We start from the raw sequence: 21,428 nt of genomic DNA on the forward strand, positions 1-21,428 counted from the left end.
GTCTGGCGGGTGCAGCCGGAGCAGGAACGACAGCGCTGGCAGGGGAAGCGATTAAAAATGCGTTGTTTGGTGATATTCCGACAGATCAACTGACAGAGCAGCAAAAGCAAACGCTGATAGGACTGGGAACCCTGGCAACTGCTTTGGCCGGAGGTATCACGGGAGACAGCACTGGCAGTGTTGTTGCAGGTGCTCAGGCAGGGCAGAACGAACTCAGTAATAATATGGCGAGTATCGGGATGCTCCAGCAAATGATGGCGCAACAGACCCTGGCTTCAGCAGCACTGGCAGAAGCCGGCAGCACGAACGCGAATGATGTAGCGGCACTGGCGCTGACGAAAGCGGTTAAGCAGGGACTGAGTGCCGGATGTCTTGCAAGCGATGTGTGTGTACTGATGGCGGTGATTGCGGCGCAGAATCAGGGAAAAGCTGAAAGTGACAGTGCGCCGAATGTGGGTAAAGATCTGACGGATGCGGAAAAGGCTGAGCTTGGTGGGACGAGTTCGGGAACACCTGGCGGCTGGGAACCGGAGGATGAGGAAAATGCTCGGAATAGTGAGTCCTCTGCAAATCCCGAAAATCGAGCAGAGTATGAAAAATATGTCGATTCTCTACGCGCATCAATGGAAAAACCAAATGTTCAAGATGAGAATCTTAGCAATATAATCGACGATCTTTATCGGCCAAACGCTAAGATCGGAAGTGGGAGTACAGCCGATGCAGTCAGATACGAAATAGCAACCGGAGAAAAAGTCGGCGGAAGGGGTCATATTGAAAAGGCGGAAACGTATTCAAAAGCCCTACAAGACTGGTTGAATAAAAATCCACAGGCTTCTACAAGTGATAAAGCTGCTGCAGAAAACGTTCTTAAAGACATGCAGAATGCTCTTAAGGGTCAATAATGAAAAAGTCAATAAATGATTATGTAGCTGTGTTTACTCAGCGATCAGAGCCTATAAGGAATGCAGTTTATCAATGTGTGGAGTACTGGTTGCCTGAGCAAGCACCGCTAATCTTACTGTTTTCCACTATAGGTAAAGCTTATGTAAAACAGTTTGATGTACTTAGTGAGGTTGAGAAAACATTATTATTTCAACATATAGAGGATGGCATGCGATCAGATGACGATGAACTAGCCACAGCTGTAGCTACTGGTTTGGTTGAATCTCTAGTGACCGCATCAGATGGAAATGATGAACAGTGGGGGTATATCCAGCAGCATCTAGGAAGTGAATCAAATAAGCATGCTGTAGCGTGGAAAAATTTCGGGCAATAAATATTGATCCCGGCCACCGAGCCGGGATTTTTTTACCTGTCACTCAGCTAACAGCCGGATCACCAGTTGCCCCCGTTCAACAGCAATGGTAACCGGCGTATCTGTACCGAACCCCGCCTCCTCCAGCCAGTCGCCCTTCAGGTGCTGGCTGGGTGTACTGCTGAAATACGTGGTCATTTTAGTGGCGCGTTTTACATGCCAGATAGTGATGTAGACGATTTGTCACTGTGTCACTGCTTTACCCGGCATAGCCTCGCCCCGAAGGGGCCAGCGCAAGCGCTGTTTAAAAGGCTGAAGCCTTTTGTCCTGCAGCTTGAATTATTTTGGGTATATTTCGGGGGAAGGCTGCTGATGAAAACAATATGCTTTAAAAGCAGCATTTACACTGGTTTTGAAATATATCTAAACGTAGAAGTTTTTCTTATTATGTCGCAAATTTAGATATTAAATTTCAATGATTTTATGAAAAGTAACAGTGCTATCCTTCTGTTTGTAATCACTAATTTATGCCTTGTGTCATTAAGTGCCGCAAAAGTACCAGACAATAAAACCAATTCTGTGTTGCGCCTCACTTGCTGCTTTTTCCCACACTCCTCAGAATATATTTTGCCGCATGCTGCGGGTAATCGTGCTTATTACACCAGGGAGATGTGATGAAAAAGATCTTTTTATGCTGCGCTGCTGGAATGTCCACCAGTATGTTAGTGGAAAGAATGAAACAGTCCGCTGCCAGCCGAAATATTGAAGTAGAAATTACGGCGGTGCCGGTGTCTGATTTTGACCAAATCATCACGGACGCTGATGTCATTTTGCTTGGGCCACAGGTGAAATTCCAGCTACAGAGTATATCCAGCGCAGCCGCGCCACACGGCGTGCCAGTGGCGGCGATTGATATGATGCAGTACGGCTCAATGCAGGGCGATAAGGTGCTGGATCAGGCCCTGTCTTTATTAAAAAATGCACAATAAGGATGGGTCATGAAATATCGTTTTCCTGAGAATTTCTGGTGGGGTACAGCAACCAGCGCAACACAATCCGAAGGGCATCAGGCCGGACATGGCAAAGGCGAAAATATTTGGGATTATGCCTCACATAATTTTAACGAACGCTTCTTCGGTGGCGTAACGGCTGACGATACCTCAACTTTTTACCAGAACTATCGGGAAGATATTCAACGCGCCAAAGATATTGGTCTGAATTCCTTTCGTACTTCAATTTCCTGGTCACGCCTTATCCCTGATGGTGACGGGGAAATTAATCCTCAGGCAGTCGATTTTTATAACGCAGTGATTGATGAGCTCAATACTCAGGGCATCGAGCCGTTTATTAACCTTTATCACTTCGATATGCCTATGGCACTTCAGGAAAAAGGTGGCTTTGAAAACCGTGAGGTTGTGGATGCGTTTGCCCGCTACGCACGGATTTGTTACGAGCTTTTTGGCGACCGGGTGCGCTACTGGTTCACCTTTAACGAACCATTAATTCCTGCTGAAGCGGGCTATTTGCATCCTCGCCATTATCCTTACGTGACCAGTTTCCGCCGTGCTGCGCAAGTACTCCATCATATTGTTTTGGCGCATTGCAAAGCGGTTGCCGCCTGGCGCGAGCTCAATATTGCCGGGCAGATTGGCATCATTATGGATGTTATTCCGGTTTATCCACGCAGCGATGCGCCGGAGGACTTACACGCCGCAGAAATGGCCGATCTGTTTTATACCCGCAGTATTAACGAGCCGATTTTGCTTGGGCGCTACCCGGATGAATTGATTGCCATTTTGAAAGAATACGATCAATTGCCGGTCATTCAGCCTGGTGATTGTGAGCTTATTGCCAACACGCGTATCGATTTACTGGGGATAAATTATTATCGCCCGCGCCGTGTTAAAGCGCGTGAAACCCTGCTTGAAGAACCGCATGGTTTTATGCCAGAACGGTTTTTTGAAGAATATATTATGCCGGGGCGCAGGATGAATACCTCGCGTGGTATTGAGATTTATCCTGCGGCACTTTATGACATCGCGATGGTGGTTAAAGACCGTTACGGCAATTTGCCATGGTTTGTCTCGGAAAACGGGATAGGTATTTCTGACGAAGAACAGTTCATGGTGAATGGTCAGGTACAAGATGATTACCGGATTGAATTTCTCAAAGAGCATCTGAGTTATTTGCATCAGGCGATGGTGGATGGCAGCAATTGTCTGGGTTATCACATGTGGACGTTTATCGACTGTTGGTCATGGCAAAACGCTTATAAAAATCGCTACGGTTTTTATCGTCTGGATTTAGAGACTCAGCAGCGTTCGCTTAAAAAATCAGGCCTGTGGTTCAAGGCTGTGATTGAAAACAACGGATTCGAGGAGGCGAAATAATGTCTTACTTTGAAAGACTGGCTGAAAAAATGCTGCCGGTGGCAAATGCGATTGGCAACCAGCGGCATATGCAGGCAATCCGTAATGGTCTTATCTCAATTTTACCGCTGACTATTGTCGGGTCATTCTTCGTTATTTTGCTCAACATCCCGATTAAAGGTTATATGGATTTCATCGCGCCGTATCGCGATATGCTCGATGTGCCGTTCCGTTTTACTGTGGGATTAATGTCGCTGTATGCTGCTTTTACTATCGGTTCGTTCCTCGGTAAAAGTTACAAGCTCAACGATATTACCAGCGGGCTGTTGGCGATGCTGGCGACCTTGCTGATGATTGTGCCCGTCAATATCAAAGAAGGCATTACCGTTGCCGGAGACGCGGTCTCCGGGCGTTATATTCCCATTACGTCGCTAAGTTCTCAGGGGCTGTTTGGCGCGATTATTTCATCATTGATTGCTATCGAGATTTACCGTTTTATTAAAGTCAGAAATATTGAAATCAAAATGCCAGAGGGCGTGCCGCCAGTGGTGGCGAGTTCGTTTTCAGCACTGTTTCCGACACTCGCGGTAGTGTTGATCTTCTGGATCCCGCGTCACTTTTTGAATATCGATATTAATGCCATCATCAGTTACATCATCATGCCGCTCAAAGGGTTTATGACCGGTACGAATCTGTTTGGCGGCATTGTTACGCAGTTCTTTATCGATCTGTTCTGGGTATTCGGTATTCATGGCCATGCGGTAATGGGGCCACTGATTCGCCCGCTTTGGGATCAGGCGATTGTGCAGAATATGGAGATGTTCCAGGCGGGAACCAGTGCTTACGAGTTGCCAAATATTTTCACCGAGCAGTTCTTCCAGTGGTATGCGCAGATGGGTGGAACTGGCTCGACGCTTGCGCTAGTTGTGCTGTTTATCCGTTCTAAAGCTGCTTATCTGAAATCGTTGGGGAAACTCTCCTTTATTCCGGGGCTGTTTAACATCAACGAACCGATGATTTTCGGCGCGCCAATTGTGATGAACCCGATTCTGGCTGTTCCCTTTATTCTTGCGCCGATGGCAAACACCATAGTGGTGTATCTGTTTACCATCACCGGAATTATTCCGCGCATGATGGTGAAACCACCATTCACCATCCCTGCTCCGTTAGGGGCATTGATCACCTCAAACTGGAATCTGGTCGCCTGTGGGCTGGTGTTCGTCTGCTTCTTTATTTCACTGGCTATCTACTATCCATTCTTCAAGGTTTACGAGAAGAAGATGCTGGAAACCGAGCAGCAACAGCGCGAAGAAGAAGAGAAGGCGAAACAGCTGGCGAATGCCTAAAACACCCTGCTCATTTTCTGTGAAAGCGGGCTGAAGAGCTCACGGTGTAATGGACAGCCGTAACTAATCTTTAAGTACCGCCCCCATCCTCTCCCAATGGGAAAGGATGGGGGGATAATATTGAAATAATTAACACTTTTATTTAAGACCTTGCCTGAATAATTGAAATCCTATTCCTACGCATGTAATCAAAAATATGATCGACATCATCTATACCCGTCATACTTCAAATTGCATGTGCGTTGGCTTTCCTCGCTCACCCCAGTCACTTACTTGAGTAAATTCCTGAGGATTCACTGCGTTGCCGCCTTCCTGCAAAACGAATTTTTTAGGGTATGAATTAGGATTAACCTATTTATTAAAAAGGTAGATTAAATCAATAAAATTGATTTTCTGTTGGTTTTTTACTCATGATGTAAATATTTTAGAACACTTGGTCGGGCAAGTTATAATTTAATCTAACTCAGATTCACCTCTAAACGTAATAATATTACCGGCCTCGCTATTCTTTTCTACACCAGGATTTTATAACGCAATGAACGCGATAATCGTTGACGATCACCCTTTGGCGCGCATAGCCATTCGAAACTTGCTCGATACCAACGGTATCACGGTCACCACTGAGCTCGACAGTGGTGAGTATGCGGTACAAACCGTCGAGAAACTAAAGCCTGAACTGTTAATTATCGATGTTGATATTCCCTGCATCAGCGGCATTGAAGTGCTGGAACAGCTACGTAAACGGCACTACGTGGGCATCATTATTATCATCTCTGCTAAGAATGAATTGTTCTACGGTAAACGCAGTGCTGAATGCGGTGCTAACGGCTTTGTTAGCAAAAAAGAGGGCATGAATAATATCCTCGCGGCTATCGAGGCTGCAAAAAATGGCTACAGCTATTTCCCATTCTCACTCGAGCGCTTCAGCGGTGCCGCGAGGACAGAACAGGACAAGCTGGATACGTTATCTACTCAGGAAATGAAAGTATTACGCTATATTCTCAATGGTATTGATTACACGACCATTGCCAGCAAAATGAATATCAGTAATAAAACTGTCAGCACCTATAAAAGTCGCTTAATGGAAAAGTTAGATTGTTCCTCATTAATGGAACTTTATGATTATGCGCAAAGAAATAAAATAGGGTAATAAGATGCGGTTTCTATTATATGTTTATCTGGCAGCAATGTTTTTCTTGAACATTTTTTCAGCCTACGGTGCTTCTCAGTTAATTGAGCTGAAAAGTAATTATCAACCATCGGCACTGGATATTCGTTTAAGTGCCGATGAGTCGCGCTGGCTGGCACGGAATAATACTCTGACAGTCGGCACCTGGCTGCCGGAAGTATCCCCGATAGATTATGAAAGTGGTGGCGAACATTATCAGGGTGTTAATGCTGATTATCTCGCGCTATTACAAAAAAACCTGAATGTTAAAGTCGCTATCAAACAGTACGATAGCGAAAAAGAAGCCCTGGCAGCGCTCTCCCAAAACGAAGTGGATACTCTGCTCACGCAGTTATCTCAGCGCGAGGAAGTGGGGAGCGACTTGCTGCGAACCTCAGCGTTGATCAAGACCTGGCCAACACTGGTCACCTCCCTCAAAAACACCTTACTGCCGCTGGCAACAAATAAAAAAGTCACCCTTGCTTGTGTACGTGATTGTTCATTTCTCGATGTGATTAAGGTGGCTTTTCCTAACGCAAAAATCACCTTTTATGATAGCGACTATCAGGCGCTGTCGTCCGTGATGTCAGGTCTTAACCAATATTTTATTGGTAATAATGTCACCACCGGTAATTGCATCTCGAAATATTTCTCACAATCACTGGTTATCACGCACTACTTTAACAAGCAGGAACAATATAACTATTTTGTCACTAGCCAGAATCAGCCGCTGTTGCGAAACATCCTTGAAAGTTTTATTACCGCAATTAGCAATGAAACCCATATGCGGGTCATGCAGAACTGGCTAAATCGCGGCAACCTTTCTTACCTGAATACCCCGATTCCGTTCAGCAGTGAGGAAAAGAGTTGGCTTAAAAAGCACCCTAAAATCCGCGTGCTGGTGAATCCAAACTACCCACCGTTTACGCTTATCGATCATGACGGCGAGCTGCGTGGCATCATGGCGGATTTGCTCAATATCGTCCAACTGCAAACCGGCCTTGAGTTTCAGCCAGTTATCGTTAATTCCAATAAGGAAATGGCTGAAAAAATGGTGCCGGGTCAGTGGGATATGATCCCAGCCGCCACCCTTAGTAATCAGCCACAGAAATACATTTCTTTTAGCGACCCGTTGATGAATGTCTCTTTCGTACTGGTTACCGCACACCGAGAAAATGCCAACGTAATGCTGGCAAAACCCCGGCGTATCGCCGTGGCAGCGGGGCATATTTTGACGCACGACCTCAAGCTTCGTTTCCCGCAGGCGACCTGGGTTGAAACGGATAATGTCAAAGTGGCGATGAAAATGGTTGAGGAGGGGGAGGTTGATGCGGCGATAACCACCGAGCTTTCCGCTCGTTACATGATTGACCATTATTATCCGCAAAATATGCACTATACCCGGCTGCCAGGTATGCCCAGCGCGGCTCTTAGTTTTGCGATGGCGCGCGATGAGCCTGAACTGAAGTCTATTTTAGGCAAAGCGCTGCAAGCCATTCCTCCGCGCGAAATTCTGCAAATGACGGAGAAGTGGTCGAAGATTTCCAGCGTGCAGATTGATACCTGGAGCCTTTACAGCAAACAGTTCTATCAGTTGGTTCTTTTCGCGCTGATGCTTATCGCCATCAGCCTGGGATGGGGGCTATCGCTTTCGCGTGAAGTGCGTAAAAGAAAGCAATCACAGCGCCAACTCGAAGAGCAGCTGCATCTTAAAGAGGCACTATCTCACGAACTGGAGGCTGAAAAAGATAAAGCGATTCAGGCCACTAAAGCGAAAAGTCGTTTCCTTGCGAGTATGAGCCATGAGTTACGCACCCCCGTCAGTTCTATTGTGGGTTTCTTAGAATTGCTGTCGAGTTCGGATCTCAGCTCCAGCCAACGCAAAGAGGCGATAGCGCTTGCCGGGGCGACGGCACAATCGCTGCTGGGGTTGATTGGTAAGATCCTTGATGTCGATAAAATTGAGTCAGGTAAATATCAAATTGCTCCACAGTGGACTGATTTAACTCAGCTTATCGACCTGCAATGTCACTCGTTTGATGCACTGGCACGGCAAAAGGGTATTACGTTGCGCTGCGTTAGCCATTTGGCTGCCGATGATCGGGTGCTGGTCGATCCGCAGGCTTTGCGACAAATCCTCACCAATTTGGTCGGTAATGCGCTGAAGTTTACTGAACAAGGGCATATTCAGGTGTCTGCTCGCCTGATCCCCGAAATGGATAAACACGGCACGTTAGTGATTACGGTAAGCGATACCGGTTGCGGGATTAGCCCGGAAGAGCAGGAAACGTTATTTCACCGCTATGTTCAGGCACGTCAGGGACGCGAACAGACGGGTTCTGGTTTGGGATTGGTTATCTGTAAAGAATTGGTCACGCTGATGGGAGGTACGCTTGAAATGAACAGCCGCCAGTCGCTGGGTACCACTTTTACGATAACGCTTGCGGTTGAAACGGCTCAACAATCGCTAACGCCAACGCGCGATACACCTGCGGCACTGTCGCCATTGCCGCGCTTGTCGATTCTGATTGCAGACGATAATCCAACTAATCGGCTGCTACTCAAACGGCAGTTAAATACCATTGGTTTCAATGTTGATGAGGCTTGTGATGGTGAGGAGGCAGAAGCCAAAATCCTCAGCAAGCAGTACGACTTGTTGATAACTGACGTGAATATGCCAAAAAAAGATGGCCTTGAACTGGCGGCGTCGTTACGTCGTCAAAATCAGCGGCTGCAAATCTGGGGGCTTACTGCCAGTGCCTTGCCTCAGTCACGCGAACAGTGTCTGGAAAGTGGGATGAATCAGTGCCTGTTTAAGCCGGTATCGATTCAAACGCTGACCCATGAGCTCAGCAAACTTGATATTGGCCGTTCAATGCCTTGCGTTACCCGGCATTTGAAACTCAGTATTTTGACCGCGAATACTGGGGGTGATCGGAAGTTGATGAATGAAATTCTGGATACCTTCCGCGAAGCTTCGGCAAATGATTTGCAGGCTGCTGTGCGTTCAATAGAAGAAGATGAACCGCAGATGTTTTTGCATGCGCTACATCGTCTACATGGCTCAGCGCAAATACTGGAAATCACTGCTTTGCAGAAACTTTGTGAACCCTTTGAGTCACGTCGCTATGATTCGCTACCCCTTGAGGAGCGGCGGGAGGCGTTAGAGGAAATTGCGACAGTTATGCGGGAAATCGAGGTGGAGATAGAGAGCTTGATGAGCCACTGAGATTGAATGGTCGGGCAGTTATGCCCGACCATTCCCCGCGTGCACTCTCAATACAAACGCAGATTAGTTGCTGGCAGCGAACATTTCGCTATCAACCACGATACCGTCTTCAGCACCTTTCAGTACCAAATTCGCCTCGTAGTATTTACCGTCTGCCAGCAGTTTTTTGGCCTGAGCAACCGCTTTACGGGTCTGGTTCAGTGGCATCAGATACTGATTTTCCATCACGCCAATACCTGCCAGACGTAAGGTATCCATCGCACCTTTCTGGTCACCTTTTGCCAGTTTTTCATTAGCAGATTTGATGGCGGTCTCTTTTGCTGGAGTCGCAATGTAGTCTTCAGACAGCGCTACGGTTGCGTTAATGATCACGTATTGATCGTCGATCATTTTCGCTTTGGCGTCGGTTTTGACAAACTTCTTCCAGTCAGCGCTGTCATCTTTGAGCAAAGTTGCTGCGTCGTCGGTCAATTTCTTCGCGCTGGCGGGTTCACCGTGGAATAGCGCCAGGCGTGCAAACTGAATATCACGCATTGCATTGGCACCCTGAACCGCAACTTGCATTACATCAGCCGCTTCTTTTTGGATTTGTGCGGTTGCCGCAGCGGTCTGTGCTGGGGTTGCAGTCGCTGCTGCTAATACAGGTGCAGAACTCATCATGGTTGCCAACAGACCTGCCAGAATTAATTTTTTCATTATCTTCTCCTTAATAAAATAGGTGTTCATCACCAAACGCCACCAGAATAAAAAATAAGTATCACAATGAAAATCAGAGCGCCGAATGAATAATGCAAGCTGAGTCTGACATATGTCAGATGAGACAGACAGATGTCAGACTCAGCGTATAACAATGACTCTTCACTCTTATTTACTCCGCAGCCAGGTGGGTACTACCATTTCAATCATTGAAATTACGGCGGAGATAATATGTTCATCTTTAACCAATATAGAATGAAGGCACTGAGCGAAGCTTCTCGTCTTTATTATAAAAAACATGCTCTGGTCATGGCGGTGCTGCTGCTTATATGTGGCGCTTGCTGTCTTATCTATCCATTTATGTCAGGACTGTATCTCAGTTATATCATTGGCATGATGTTTATGATTTGCGGCTTTTATACTCTTTACTGCCTGGTTGTCTTTCGCCAACAGCACTGGAAATCAAAATTTGTCAGTGCGATTTTCGCTCTAGCCTGGTTGTTGTTGGGTTACAGCTTCGTCGCCAATCCCATGGTTGGGATGAATTCTCTATCGATAATATTTTGTTGTCTGTTCATTATCGGTGGCGTTTCACGCATCGTTTCTGGCTTCACCATGCGCGGGCGTTCCGGGGCTGTCTGGAACATTTTTATCGGTATTTTTGACCTGCTGATTGCCGCCATATGGCTGGGCATGAACCCTGAGCAGTCTTATCTATTCACCACTGCTTTTATTGGCCTGGAGATGATCTTCAGCGCCGGGAGTTTTATCTCTTTGCGTAAGAAATTGGCGCTGGCACAACCTAAACGACTGGCGTCAAAAGATTCAAAATAACTACTGGAATAATTTATGAATATTAAAGTAAGTATCTCGATAATTATTGCTGCTGCGGCTCTTTCTACTTCTATTAATTCTGCTTTTGCAGAGCAAGAAACGACGCCACAAAATATGACTTGTCAGGAGTTTATGGATATGAATCCGAAATCCATGACGCCAATCGCCTTTTGGGTAGTCAATAGAAATACCGATTTTAAAGGTGGCGATTATGTTCACTGGCATGAAGTCGAAACCGTAGCGGTGCCGAAAATATTCAAGCAATGTCAAAAAACACCGCATGCCAAACTGGGTGAAATAACTCCAGCCCTAAAGTAACTGAATAATAAATTTATCTGATACGAAAAGGATTAATTATGACTATGCTCATTCAACCCGCTGAAAATGAAAATGACGATGTTTATGCATCTGTAGAATTATCCACTTCACTGCCAAAAAACGAATTCCCGGTTCAAGAAAGCAATCCACGTAATGTTTTTCATGCCATTCATGACGAACTGATGCTTGATGGCAATTCACGCCAGAATCTGGCGACCTTCTGCCAGACCTGGGTGGATGATGAGATTCGCCAGTTAATGGATCTCTCCATCGATAAGAACATGATTGATAAGGACGAGTACCCGCAAACCGCTGAACTGGAACAGCGCTGCGTGAATATGCTCGCCGACCTTTGGCATTCTCCAGCAGCCACCGATACGCTCGGTTGCTCAACCATCGGTTCTTCTGAAGCCGCGATGCTTGGCGGCCTGGCGCTGAAATGGCGCTGGCGCAAACGCCGTGAACTGGCCGGGAAATCTACTGATAAACCAAACATGGTGTGTGGCCCGGTACAAATCTGCTGGCACAAATTCGCCCGCTACTTTGATGTTGAGCTGCGCGAAGTGCCACTTGAAGGTAATCGCCTGATGATGACGGCTGAAGAAGCACTGAAATATGTCGATGAGAACACCATCGGTGTGGTGCCGACTTTGGGTATTACCTTCACCTGCCAGTACGAGCCGGTGAAAGAAATTCACGATGCGCTCGATGACCTGTTCGAGAAAACCGGGCTGGATATTCCAATACACGTGGATGCCGCAAGCGGTGGTTTTCTCGCTCCGTTCTGCGCACCGGAAATCGATTGGGACTTCCGTCTACCGCGTGTGAAATCCATTAACGCATCTGGCCACAAATTTGGTCTTGCACCACTTGGTGCCGGTTGGGTGGTATGGCGTGAAAAGCAGGACCTGCCAGAGGAGCTTATCTTTAACGTTAACTACCTCGGCGGCAATATGCCGACCTTTGCGCTGAACTTCTCGCGTCCTGGTGGGCAAATTGTCGCGCAGTATTACAATTTCTTGCGCCTGGGCCGCGAAGGCTATCGCAAAATTCACATGGCCTGTTACGAGACTGCGCAGTATCTGGCTCGAGAAATTGCCGCGATTGGCCCATTCGAGATTATTTTTGACGGCAACCACCTGAACGGTATCCCGGCGCTAACCTGGGCGCTGAAAGCCGACCATCAGAATGATGGATACACTCTGTATGACCTGGCTGACCGCCTACGTAGCCGTGGCTGGCAGGTGCCGGCTTATTCCATGCCAACACATCGTGAAGACTTAGTGGTGCAACGCATCCTGGTTCGTCACGGAATGAGTACCGACCTGGCTGAATTGCTGATTGCCGATCTGAAACGCACTCTTCAGGCGTTGGAGAAAAATCCGGTTACGCATTCGCTGACTGCCGAAGAAGCGGGTGGCTTCAATCACGCATAAGACACTTTCTTATCTATTAACCAAAAACATCCGCAGGCATCTGCTTGCGGATGCGGAGAGACTTATGTCCACCACAACGACAAATTCCCCAGCAAGGTCACTGACTTTGCTTGGTTTTTTCGCGATTACTGCCTCAATGGTGATGGCAGTTTATGAATATCCAACGTTTGCCACTTCCGGTTTTAGCCTGATTTTCTTCCTGCTGATGGGCGGGGTTTTCTGGTTTATTCCCGTTGGTTTGTGCGCTGCTGAAATGGCAACCGTTGAAGGCTGGGAGGAGGGCGGTTTATTTGCCTGGGTTTCCAATACACTTGGTGAACGCTGGGGGTTTGCGGCGATTTCCTTTAGTTATTTGCAAATCGCCATCGGTTTTATTCCGATGCTCTATTTTGTGCTCGGCGCGCTCTCATACATCCTTAACTGGCCTGCGCTAAATACCGATCCGCTAGTGAAAACCATCGCAGCCCTGATTATTTTATGGGGCCTGGCTCTGACACAATTTAAAGGTACACGCTACACCGCGCGTATTGCTAAAGCGGGTTTCTTCTTTGGGATTTTATTCCCGGCAATCGTGTTGGTGGGGCTGGCTGTAGCCTGGTTGTATAACGGCCAACCGCTGGCAATTGAAATGTCGGCTGCGACTTTCTTCCCTGATTTTTCACAAATTGGCACATTAGTGGTGTTTGTGGCGTTTGTGCTCAGTTATATGGGCGTTGAAGCTTCAGCGACTCACGTCAATGAGATGACCAACCCGGCGCGTGATTACCCACTGGCGATGATTCTGTTGGTGATTGCCGCCATTGTACTTAGCTCGATTGGCGGTCTGTCGGTCGCGGCGGTTATTCCGCATGATGAAATCAACCTCTCCGCTGGGGTGATGCAGGCATTTAGTACGTTGATTGGTTATTACGGCCCAGGTTTTGAATGGGCGGTGCGTGTCATTGCGGCATTGCTGATGTTGGGTGTGTTAGCAGAGATTGCTTCGTGGATTGTCGGCCCTTCTCGCGGCATGTTAGTGACAGCACGACAAGGTCTGCTGCCTGCGCGTTTTGCCAAAGTGAATAAAAACGGCGTACCTGTAGCGCTGGTGATCTCTCAGTTGATCATCACTTCCATTGCGCTGATTGTCCTGACCAATACTGGCGGCGGTAGCAATATGTCATTCCTCGTGGCTCTGTCACTCACCGTAGTTATCTATCTGTGCAGTTATCTGATGTTGTTCCTGGGGTATATCCAACTGGTGCGTAAGCAGCGTGACAGAAAACGTGCCTTCCAGGTTCCGGGTGGGAAACCAGTGAAACTGGCTATCGCCTGTTCAGGGTTGGTGGTGTCGGTGTTGGCGTTTATTGTGTCATTTATTCCGCCAAGTTCGCTTCCCGGTGCCCACGCCCACGATGTGTATGGCGGTCTGCTGATTGTCTGCTTTGTACTGGTGTTTATTCTGCCGTTTAACGTCTATCTGTTCCGCGATAAAACCATTAAAAGTCACGCTCCGGATCTGGTTCATGTGAAAGTCGATAATGCGCCAGAAGGGCACTTTGCCGTGCATCCGAAAGCGCGTCCTTCGCATCTTCCTAAGCCTTAAATTAAACGTCGTGCCATCCACCGCGCAAAGTGTGGATGGCGCTATCGCTATTTTTCTTTATTGAAGGATAATGGTCGATTCTGAAACGACAGTTTAATTTTGGTTAAGGGAAGAGGCGTGAGTAATAACGTTTCACGGTTTACTAATAAGAAAATCGCATGGATGGGGGCCGCTTTTTGTTGCCTGTTATGGGGTAGTGCTTACCCGGCAATTAAAAACGGCTATGAAATATTTCAGATAGCGACGGACGACCTGCCTGGCAAAATTGTCTTTGCCGGATACCGCTTTGTAATTGCTGGTTTGTTGTTGCTGGCATTTGCGTTTTTACAGGGTAAGCCGATTGCTCGTTTGTCGCGCCAGCAGTATTCCCAGTTGGCCGTATTGGGCGTCACGCAAACCGCAATTCAATACATTTTCTTCTATATTGGCCTTGCATACACCACCGGTGTTAAAGGCTCAATTATGAATGCCACCGGTACTTTCTTTAGCGTGTTACTGGCGCATTTTATCTACCAAAACGACAAACTCAGCATCAACAAAGTCGTGGGTTGCGTGCTCGGTTTTGCCGGTGTGATGGTGGTGAACTTCAACAGCCAGTTGATGGACTTTAGCTTCAGCCTGATGGGCGATGGTTTCGTGGTGCTGGCGGCGTTTATTCTTTCTGCCGCGTCGTTGTACGGTAAGCGTATTTCGCAAACCATGGATGCGACGATTATGACCGGCTGGCAACTGGCAATTGGTGGCCTTGTGCTCACGGCTGGCGGCTATGCCTGCGGCGGTACGCTTGCGTTTCATGGTTGGGAATCGGTGGCCATTCTGGGTTACCTGGCGCTGTTATCATCCGTGGCGTTTGCACTATGGAGCCTGCTGCTCAAACATAACCGTGTGGGCATGATTGCACCATTTAACTTCCTGATCCCGGTATCCGGTGCGGTATTGTCGGCAATCTTCCTGCAAGAGAGCATTCTTGAGTGGCGTTATGCGCTGGCGCTTGTGCTGGTGTGCTTCGGGATTTGGCGGGTTAACGTGGTGAAATCCCGTTTAAATTAGAACCAGGCAAAATCATTAAATGCAGGCCATTATTTATCTATCTTTTATCGATAAAGGGCCTGCAAATGACCAGACTTACCGCAAAAGATTTCCCTCCTGAATTACTCGAATACTTCGATTTTTATGTACATGGCAAAATCAGCAAACGCGAGTTTCTCGATCTGGCGGGGAAATTTGTTGTTGGTGGCCTTTCGGCTGTGGCACTCGGTACATTGCTGACCCCAAATTATGCCTTTGCGACGCAAGTGGAGTTTACCGACCCAGATATTGTCGCTGAATATATCGAATACCCAAGTCCGCAGGGCCACGGCAAAGTGCGGGCCTACATGGTGCGTCCGTCAAAAGCCGTGGGCAAAGTACCGGGGGTGGTCGTGGTGCATGAAAACCGTGGGCTTAATCCCTACATCGAAGATGTGGCGCGGCGCGTTGCCAAAGCGGGTTTTATTGCATTAGCTCCTGATGGATTAAGTTCGGTTGGCGGCTATCCTGGCAATGATGAAAAAGGCCGCGAGCTACAATCCCAGGTCGACCCGACCAAACTGATGAATGATTTCTTTGCCGCGATAGAATTTTTGATGCATCACGATGCGGTCACGGGAAAAGTGGGTATCACCGGTTTTTGTTACGGAGGAGGAGTGGCCAATGCCGCAGCGGTCGCTTACCCGGAATTAGCAGCCGCCGTACCGTTCTATGGTCGCCAGCCAAAAACTGAGGATGTACCGCGTATCAAAGCACCTTTATTGCTGCATTATGGCGAGCTCGATTCGCGCATAAATGAGGGATGGCCCGCTTATGAAGCGGCTCTGAAAGCCAATAATAAAGTCTACCAAGGTTACATCTACCCCGGCGTGAATCACGGGTTCCACAACGATTCGACACCGCGTTACGACAAAGCCGCGGCAGATCTTGCATGGACGAGAACCATTGATTGGTTCCGCAAATACCTGGTTTAAGACTGAATAATAATCCTGGCACCCAAGGCGATGCCATTTTTGCCGGTGCGTTTAATCAAGTACATCGATTCATCGGCGCGAATAACTGCATTATTAAAAGTGTCATCCGCCCAGGATTCATTCACCCCAATAGATGCTCCTACTTTAGCGGCGCCATTACCTAATTCGAACGGGGTGATGGCGGCATCCAGGCAGCACCTGGCGATGTGGTTTACCTCGGAATGTTCCAGCGACCATGGCAATAACAGGATAAATTCATCCCCCCCAATGCGACCAATGGTGACCTCTGGCGGGCAGGATTCGTGCAAGCGCTGACTGAGTTGCAACAGCACTTCATCACCGCTGCGGTGGCCCAGCGTATCGTTAACGTTTTTGAAGTCATCGAGATCGATAAATGCTATCGAAAGTGGGCCAAGTTTTTTTAACAGATCAAACTGCGCCTGTAGCGCGTGGCGGTTGGCAAGGCCTGTGAGGGGGTCGTGATTGGCGAGTTTTGCCAGTTGCTGCTCGTACTGCTTTTCTTTGGTCATATCAATGTGGGTGCCGGTCACTTTCAGCGGTTTCCCATCATCACTCCATTGGGTCACTCGACCCCGATCCAGCACCCATGTGATGGTGCCATTTTTCGCCTGCATGCGATGCAGTGCTTCATAAAATGGCGCTTTACCTTCGAGGTGGTTATAAAACGCGGACAGCACCATCTCTTTATCTTCAGGATGCAGGTGCTCACGCCACACATCAAAATGAGCGCTAAGTTCTTTGGGCTGAAAGCCCAGCATGGAACCCCAACGACGGTTGAAAATAACCAACTTTCCGCTTGGCACATCGAGCTGCCATAAACATAAGCCTGTCCCGTCCAGTGCTGCACTGAGCTTATTGCGAGAGTCGTGTGCAATTCTTTTGAGTCGGGCATTGTGTTTTTTAAGGTTCTGAATCTGCTGCCTGAGTATCTCTTCTGACATTGACCACAGTTATGAGTAAATAATATACATTCTTAACAGCTATTAATTACTTGTAAATATGGCGATGAAAAAATCGTGCTAATTACACAAACGTTTTGCTGTTGTAGCCATTTTTTCTCTCTCTACTGGAATGACGGACAGCAACACGCCGCATAACATTCCCGCGAGCAGAATCCACGATGTTTGAGAAAATACGCTGCCCATCACCACACATTCCAGGATGACCGCGATAACGGGAAAGCAGATAAATACCAAAGAGGTGTTAAAAGTCGAAATGCGTTTTTGCAGCGAGAAATAACACAAGATCCCGAATACGCTAGCCACGACGCCCAGGTAAAGAATCGAAGAAAAAGACAACCAGGTGATGTTTTCAATTTCCGGCTTTTCCACTACCGCGCCAGTCAATGTGAGCAGTAAACCAGCAGCCAGGCAAGGCAGGGCGTTAAACGTGAAAAGTGAAACCTGGCAACTGCGCTTCTTACATTGCACATACATAAAAGCATGCATGGTGACGGCCGCTACGACAGCAAATGCGCCTTTCCAGTTATTACTGAGACTGTTTCTGGACTCTTCCTGCAAGAGACAAAACAGGGAAAGCATAGCCAGCATTGCGCCCATTAGCTGCAACAGGCTGGTAGGGGCATTGAGTACCACAATAGAAATCAGAAGCACGGCGACGGGCATTCCGGCGAAGATTATCGCGGCAGTGCTGGCGTTAACGTACTGTTCGCCGTAAATCACCAGCGTGAAGGGCAGGCAGAAACAAAATAGGAACACGCAGAACTGGAAGAACCGGTGCCCAGGCGGGAATAACAATGATGAGCGCGTAATATGCAGCAGCCATAGCAGCAGGGGTGCTGCACTTAAAAAGCGCAGCCCGGTGGCAAATATCGGCGGCATGCTGACCAATGCAAACTTCATGGCAAGCCAGGTTGTTCCCCACGTCAGAATAACGATGGCGAAGAGAATAAACATTTTTGTTTTCTGCATGGGTGGCTCCCTTTCTTACCTTAAATTAATGATCAATATAGAGATAGTGCATCCAACTGGTCATGCGCAGCAGGATTTTGCGAATAATGGAAACGTGCTCGAAATAACCGGAATACACTGCGACCTGGCCCATGGTTCCTGCGGGTAGCCTTTGAACATCGGCAACGTTTTTCAGCTCAATTTCCGCATAGATACCGTCGAGTTTCGGGTCAAGGCTCAAGCCTTGTAGATGGCCTTGCGCCTGATAGCTGCTGTTAGCGATCGCGGGGAGGATTTGCTTTACAGTGCCTTGCACGACACTGCCGGGCAGGCCATTAAATACCACTTCGGCCTGGTCGCCTGCGACTAAGCGTAAGGCGGAGTTTTGGCGGAATACGGCATAAACACTGGTTTTTTGATCCGGAACGAACACCATCACCGGGCGCAGCGGCAAAGGGCGCACGAACATACCGGGTTTCAGCAAAAGCTGTGTCGCGTAGCCATCGCTCGGCGCGCGAATCACGGTTTTTGCAAGGAAGTACTCTGCTTCTTTGAGGTTTGCTTTCAGCCGGTAAACCGTGGCGTTTTCACCGTTTATCATGGCATCAAGCTGTGCCGCTGTTTGATCTCTCTTTGAGAGGGAAGATCGCCACTGTGCTTGCGCGGCCAGATACGTCTGCTGTGCGCGAACCACTTCTTGATCGGTAAATGGGCTTTTCAGTTTGTCCCGGCTGCCGTTGCGGTAACGGTCGGCATCTTTCAAGGCTAAATCGCGCTCTGCTTTTGCCTGTGCGATATCGGCGTTTTCGGAAGCAAGGCGTGCTTTGAGCATCTCTACATTTTGCTGAGCGCTTTCTATCTCACCTTTTATTGCTTCGACTTTGGCTTCATAGGCAGTGGGGTCAACCCGAAATAGGAAATCCCCTTTTTTCATCTTCTGATTGGCATTGGCGGTTACTTCTACCACGACGCCTTGCACTTCGGGGATGATGGGTAACGTAACGGTAACCATCTGGGCTCGTTCGGTGTATGGATGGTTATAATTCATTAATAATAACAACGAGCCAATAAGAATAATGCCACCCAACACAGCGGTAGGCACACTCCATTTATTTAACGGAATTTTAAAGAATTTAAATATACCGAAGCAAATGGCGGTATATGTAAGAATGAGTAATAAATCCACAATGAATCCTGCTCAATTAGTCGGTTACTGATGACTTGCTTTGGTTTTTCTCATGCAGGGACTCCAGCCGGAGTAACCTTTCACGTAGCATTTCCATTTCATTATTTTTGACGGCAAACCCCCAGCCTCTGTCTTCACGATATAACATCGCCCAGATCCACAGGAACGGCCATAAAACATGCAAAGTAAATAGGCTTACCCACCCTGCTGCATGAATAGCATCTTGATGGGGATGATTACGATGTACTGCTATTTCATAGGGGATGTCGTGTACAACAATAACGCCATAAAAGAGCGTCAGTGCCACGAAAATAAGTGCGCCTAAGGCAAAGTAATCGAGAAACATAGATGGGTGCCCCCGTGAGAAAATGTCTGGAGACACTAAAGATAAGGTGAGTATCGCTCCACTTTTATTTTGTTTAAAAATAAATAGAGGATAAATATTCAATTGCACAAAGCCATAATAGTGTGCAAGAGGAAAACCTGGAAATTACAATTCTTTGCATCATGGAAATAGTTGTAAGAATGTTGCTGAATATTGTTTTAGTTTTAATAAACACGGTTGTATCTATAAGCCAAACACCGCAATGTAGCGCACCCAGCCAGATCGTTGGCGTGGTATATACTTCAAGGAACCTGTGCATACAGTGAGCAATTTCAGGAAAAATAATGACTATCTCTCCTCCAACCCGCCCGGAATCCGCTATCCAGCGTCTGATTGCCATCCTCGAACCCCACGGAACACCGATGGAGGTGATTCCCCGTAAACGGATAAACTGGGAATATAAAGAGATCCCGCAATTTTATATCTTCAAGCAAGGCGAGATCTCTGTCTTGCGGGCGGCTGATGGCCTGGTTATCGCTACGGTCTCTGGCCAGAATCTGTTTGGTATTGCAGAAAGCATCCAGCCATTACGCAGCCATATTTTGCGTGTAGAAACTGAATGCACCATGCTGCGTCTTGATGCCAGCCTTGCTCATGAAATCATTACTCAGGAAGGGATGTGGAAAGATATTGCGGTGATACTCGCTTATTATACTACCCATCTTTTCTATCGCGATTCTGTGGTGGTGCAGCAACGCACCTATTCCATCATTCGAGGCCATCTTATTGAAATGAACCGCCTGCCTGAAGATTCGCGGTTGAGAACTTCCATTCTTGATTACATTCAGGAAAGAACTCACTTATCGCGCAGCAGTATTTTGAATGTAATGTTTGCGCTAAAAAACGGCGGGTACATCAATATTAAGCGTGGTGGGTATTTACTGGCGGTGATCAACTTGCCGGAGAAATTCTGAGGCAGGTTTACATTCTGGCTAATAACTAAAAATACTGGCGAAATAATTTTCGCCCAATCTTCTTTTATTTAAAATTAAACAAAAATCAAATTCCCTCTCCCTGGGAGTCTGAATACCATCCGTCCCTGAAATATCAAAACCATAGAGTTATCTCCCTGCAGTGATTTCAAGGATTATGATGAAAAAGACTCTTATTGCGTTAATCGTATTCAACACCTTTGCAGTAACGAATGCCAATGCGGTGGCATTTCACGGTGAGGCTGGTGCCGACTGGACTAATCTTGGAATGAGTTTTGGTGCAAACGAACCGGGTTTTACCTTCAATGGTAATTGGGCGCACAACGATAATGATGGTGATATTGCCAGTCTGGGAATGGGCTGGAATATACCGCTTGGGTCTGTTTTGGTGACATTGGGTGGGAAAACACTGTACCTCAATCCGAGTGATGGTGATGAGGGTTATGCCGTAGCCGTTGGCGGTGGCGCGCAACTTCCACTTGGTGATCATTTTAGTCTGTTTGGTGATGCATATTATTCGCCTGATTCACTCTCCAGTGGGGTTGACCAGTATGGGGAAGCGAACGCAGGCATTCGCTGGAAAGTTAACCCAACGCTGTCAGTTGAAGGTGGATATCGCTATGTGGGTATGCAGGGAAAAGATGGTCATAGCGATAACATCTTAGCCGATGGGGGCTACGCTGCGGTTAATTTCAACTTCTGATCAATTTATTTTTATATGCGAAGACAATTGCCCGATAACAAATCGCGCATTA

At 47.4% G+C, this 21,428-nt stretch carries 21 protein-coding genes; 15 read left to right on the forward strand and 6 right to left on the reverse strand.

All coding sequences use genetic code 11. The features are described from left to right. Together LVQ76_RS13395 and LVQ76_RS13400 are read left to right on the forward strand one after the other, a co-directional pair. On the forward strand, positions 1-902 hold a 902-nt coding region (locus LVQ76_RS13395; RefSeq protein ID WP_232921842.1), incomplete at its 5' end, for a VENN motif pre-toxin domain-containing protein. Beyond that, positions 902-1,276 carry a hypothetical protein gene (locus LVQ76_RS13400; protein ID WP_232921843.1) on the forward strand — a complete coding sequence of 125 codons (375 nt, stop codon included), beginning with the start codon at positions 902-904 and terminating at the stop codon, positions 1,274-1,276. The genes LVQ76_RS13395 and LVQ76_RS13400, both read left to right, overlap by 1 nt. Positions 1,277-1,315: 39 nt before the next feature. Here LVQ76_RS13400 and LVQ76_RS13405 read toward each other — a convergent pair whose 3' ends face one another. Next, positions 1,316-1,453: a SymE family type I addiction module toxin gene (locus LVQ76_RS13405; RefSeq protein WP_232921844.1), complete on the reverse strand. Its 138-nt coding sequence runs from the start codon at positions 1,451-1,453 to the stop codon at positions 1,316-1,318. Between the two features lie 476 nt (positions 1,454-1,929). Between LVQ76_RS13405 and LVQ76_RS13410 the strand changes: the two genes are divergently transcribed. The 5 genes from LVQ76_RS13410 (at position 1,930) to LVQ76_RS13430 (ending at position 9,367) form a co-directional block, all read left to right on the forward strand. Next, a complete protein-coding gene (locus tag LVQ76_RS13410; RefSeq protein WP_232921845.1) occupies positions 1,930-2,244 on the forward strand; it encodes a PTS sugar transporter subunit IIB in 315 nt (104 codons plus the stop codon). Positions 2,245-2,253: 9 nt separating this feature from the next. Beyond that, positions 2,254-3,645 carry a glycoside hydrolase family 1 protein gene (locus tag LVQ76_RS13415; protein ID WP_232921846.1) on the forward strand — a complete coding sequence of 464 codons (1,392 nt, stop codon included), beginning with the start codon at positions 2,254-2,256 and terminating at the stop codon, positions 3,643-3,645. After that, positions 3,645-4,970 carry a PTS sugar transporter subunit IIC gene (locus LVQ76_RS13420; protein ID WP_064515507.1) on the forward strand — a complete coding sequence of 442 codons (1,326 nt, stop codon included), beginning with the start codon at positions 3,645-3,647 and terminating at the stop codon, positions 4,968-4,970. Before LVQ76_RS13415 ends, LVQ76_RS13420 begins: the two co-directional genes overlap by 1 nt. Positions 4,971-5,505: 535 nt before the next feature. Beyond that, the gene (gene evgA, locus LVQ76_RS13425) at positions 5,506-6,120 is read left to right on the forward strand and encodes an acid-sensing system DNA-binding response regulator EvgA (RefSeq protein ID WP_232865416.1); all 615 of its coding nucleotides are present in this window, start codon (positions 5,506-5,508) and stop codon (positions 6,118-6,120) included. A 37-nt stretch (positions 6,121-6,157) separates the two neighbouring features. Next, complete coding sequence (locus LVQ76_RS13430; RefSeq protein WP_370640079.1) at positions 6,158-9,367, forward strand: ATP-binding protein; 3,210 nt, start codon at positions 6,158-6,160, stop codon at positions 9,365-9,367. A 63-nt stretch (positions 9,368-9,430) separates the two neighbouring features. Here the strand turns inward: LVQ76_RS13430 and LVQ76_RS13435 are convergent, their stop codons facing one another. Then, the gene (locus LVQ76_RS13435; protein WP_134186175.1) at positions 9,431-10,063 is read right to left on the reverse strand and encodes a YfdX family protein; all 633 of its coding nucleotides are present in this window, start codon (positions 10,061-10,063) and stop codon (positions 9,431-9,433) included. Positions 10,064-10,294: 231 nt separating this feature from the next. On the opposite strand from LVQ76_RS13435, the gene LVQ76_RS13440 reads away from it, so the two are divergent. The 6 genes from LVQ76_RS13440 (at position 10,295) to yghX (ending at position 16,239) form a co-directional block, all read left to right on the forward strand. Further along, positions 10,295-10,897, forward strand: a complete 603-nt coding sequence (locus LVQ76_RS13440) for an HdeD family acid-resistance protein (RefSeq protein WP_232904710.1) — start codon at positions 10,295-10,297, stop codon at positions 10,895-10,897. Between the two features lie 15 nt (positions 10,898-10,912). Next, positions 10,913-11,215, forward strand: a complete 303-nt coding sequence (gene hdeB / locus LVQ76_RS13445) for an acid-activated periplasmic chaperone HdeB (RefSeq protein ID WP_064515517.1) — start codon at positions 10,913-10,915, stop codon at positions 11,213-11,215. Positions 11,216-11,259: 44 nt separating this feature from the next. Continuing rightward, entirely contained in the window at positions 11,260-12,651 is a 1,392-nt protein-coding gene (gene gad / locus LVQ76_RS13450) for a glutamate decarboxylase (protein ID WP_370639854.1), read from the forward strand. 64 nt (positions 12,652-12,715) lie between these two features. Further along, positions 12,716-14,236, forward strand: coding sequence for a glutamate/gamma-aminobutyrate antiporter (gadC, locus tag LVQ76_RS13455; protein ID WP_232921848.1), 1,521 nt, complete (start codon positions 12,716-12,718; stop codon positions 14,234-14,236). A gap of 162 nt (positions 14,237-14,398) precedes the next feature. Continuing rightward, the gene (locus tag LVQ76_RS13460) at positions 14,399-15,286 is read left to right on the forward strand and encodes a DMT family transporter (RefSeq protein ID WP_051880769.1); all 888 of its coding nucleotides are present in this window, start codon (positions 14,399-14,401) and stop codon (positions 15,284-15,286) included. 65 nt (positions 15,287-15,351) lie between these two features. Next, a complete protein-coding gene (gene yghX, locus LVQ76_RS13465; protein WP_232921849.1) occupies positions 15,352-16,239 on the forward strand; it encodes a YghX family hydrolase in 888 nt (295 codons plus the stop codon). On the opposite strand, the gene LVQ76_RS13470 is transcribed toward yghX, so the two are convergent. From LVQ76_RS13470 to LVQ76_RS13485, 4 genes are all read right to left on the reverse strand, one after another. Next, positions 16,236-17,201, reverse strand: coding sequence for a GGDEF domain-containing protein (locus LVQ76_RS13470; RefSeq protein ID WP_232904707.1), 966 nt, complete (start codon positions 17,199-17,201; stop codon positions 16,236-16,238). The genes yghX and LVQ76_RS13470 overlap by 4 nt on opposite strands. A gap of 78 nt (positions 17,202-17,279) precedes the next feature. Next, complete coding sequence (locus LVQ76_RS13475) at positions 17,280-18,191, reverse strand: DMT family transporter (protein WP_232921850.1); 912 nt, start codon at positions 18,189-18,191, stop codon at positions 17,280-17,282. Between the two features lie 25 nt (positions 18,192-18,216). Further along, positions 18,217-19,356 carry an HlyD family secretion protein gene (locus LVQ76_RS13480; protein WP_232865425.1) on the reverse strand — a complete coding sequence of 380 codons (1,140 nt, stop codon included), beginning with the start codon at positions 19,354-19,356 and terminating at the stop codon, positions 18,217-18,219. Positions 19,357-19,372: 16 nt separating this feature from the next. Next, positions 19,373-19,702: a DUF3302 domain-containing protein gene (locus LVQ76_RS13485; RefSeq protein WP_232865426.1), complete on the reverse strand. Its 330-nt coding sequence runs from the start codon at positions 19,700-19,702 to the stop codon at positions 19,373-19,375. 323 nt (positions 19,703-20,025) lie between these two features. On the opposite strand from LVQ76_RS13485, the gene LVQ76_RS13490 reads away from it, so the two are divergent. Beyond that, on the forward strand, positions 20,026-20,655 hold the full coding sequence (locus tag LVQ76_RS13490) for a helix-turn-helix domain-containing protein (RefSeq protein WP_232865427.1): 630 nt from the start codon (positions 20,026-20,028) through the stop codon (positions 20,653-20,655). Between the two features lie 178 nt (positions 20,656-20,833). Continuing rightward, positions 20,834-21,376: a YfaZ family outer membrane protein gene (locus tag LVQ76_RS13495; protein WP_232865428.1), complete on the forward strand. Its 543-nt coding sequence runs from the start codon at positions 20,834-20,836 to the stop codon at positions 21,374-21,376. The last annotated feature ends 52 nt before the right edge of the window (positions 21,377-21,428 follow it).

This window comes from Buttiauxella cochleicola (genome assembly GCF_021283185.1).
GTDB lineage: Bacteria > Pseudomonadota > Gammaproteobacteria > Enterobacterales > Enterobacteriaceae > Buttiauxella > Buttiauxella massiliensis.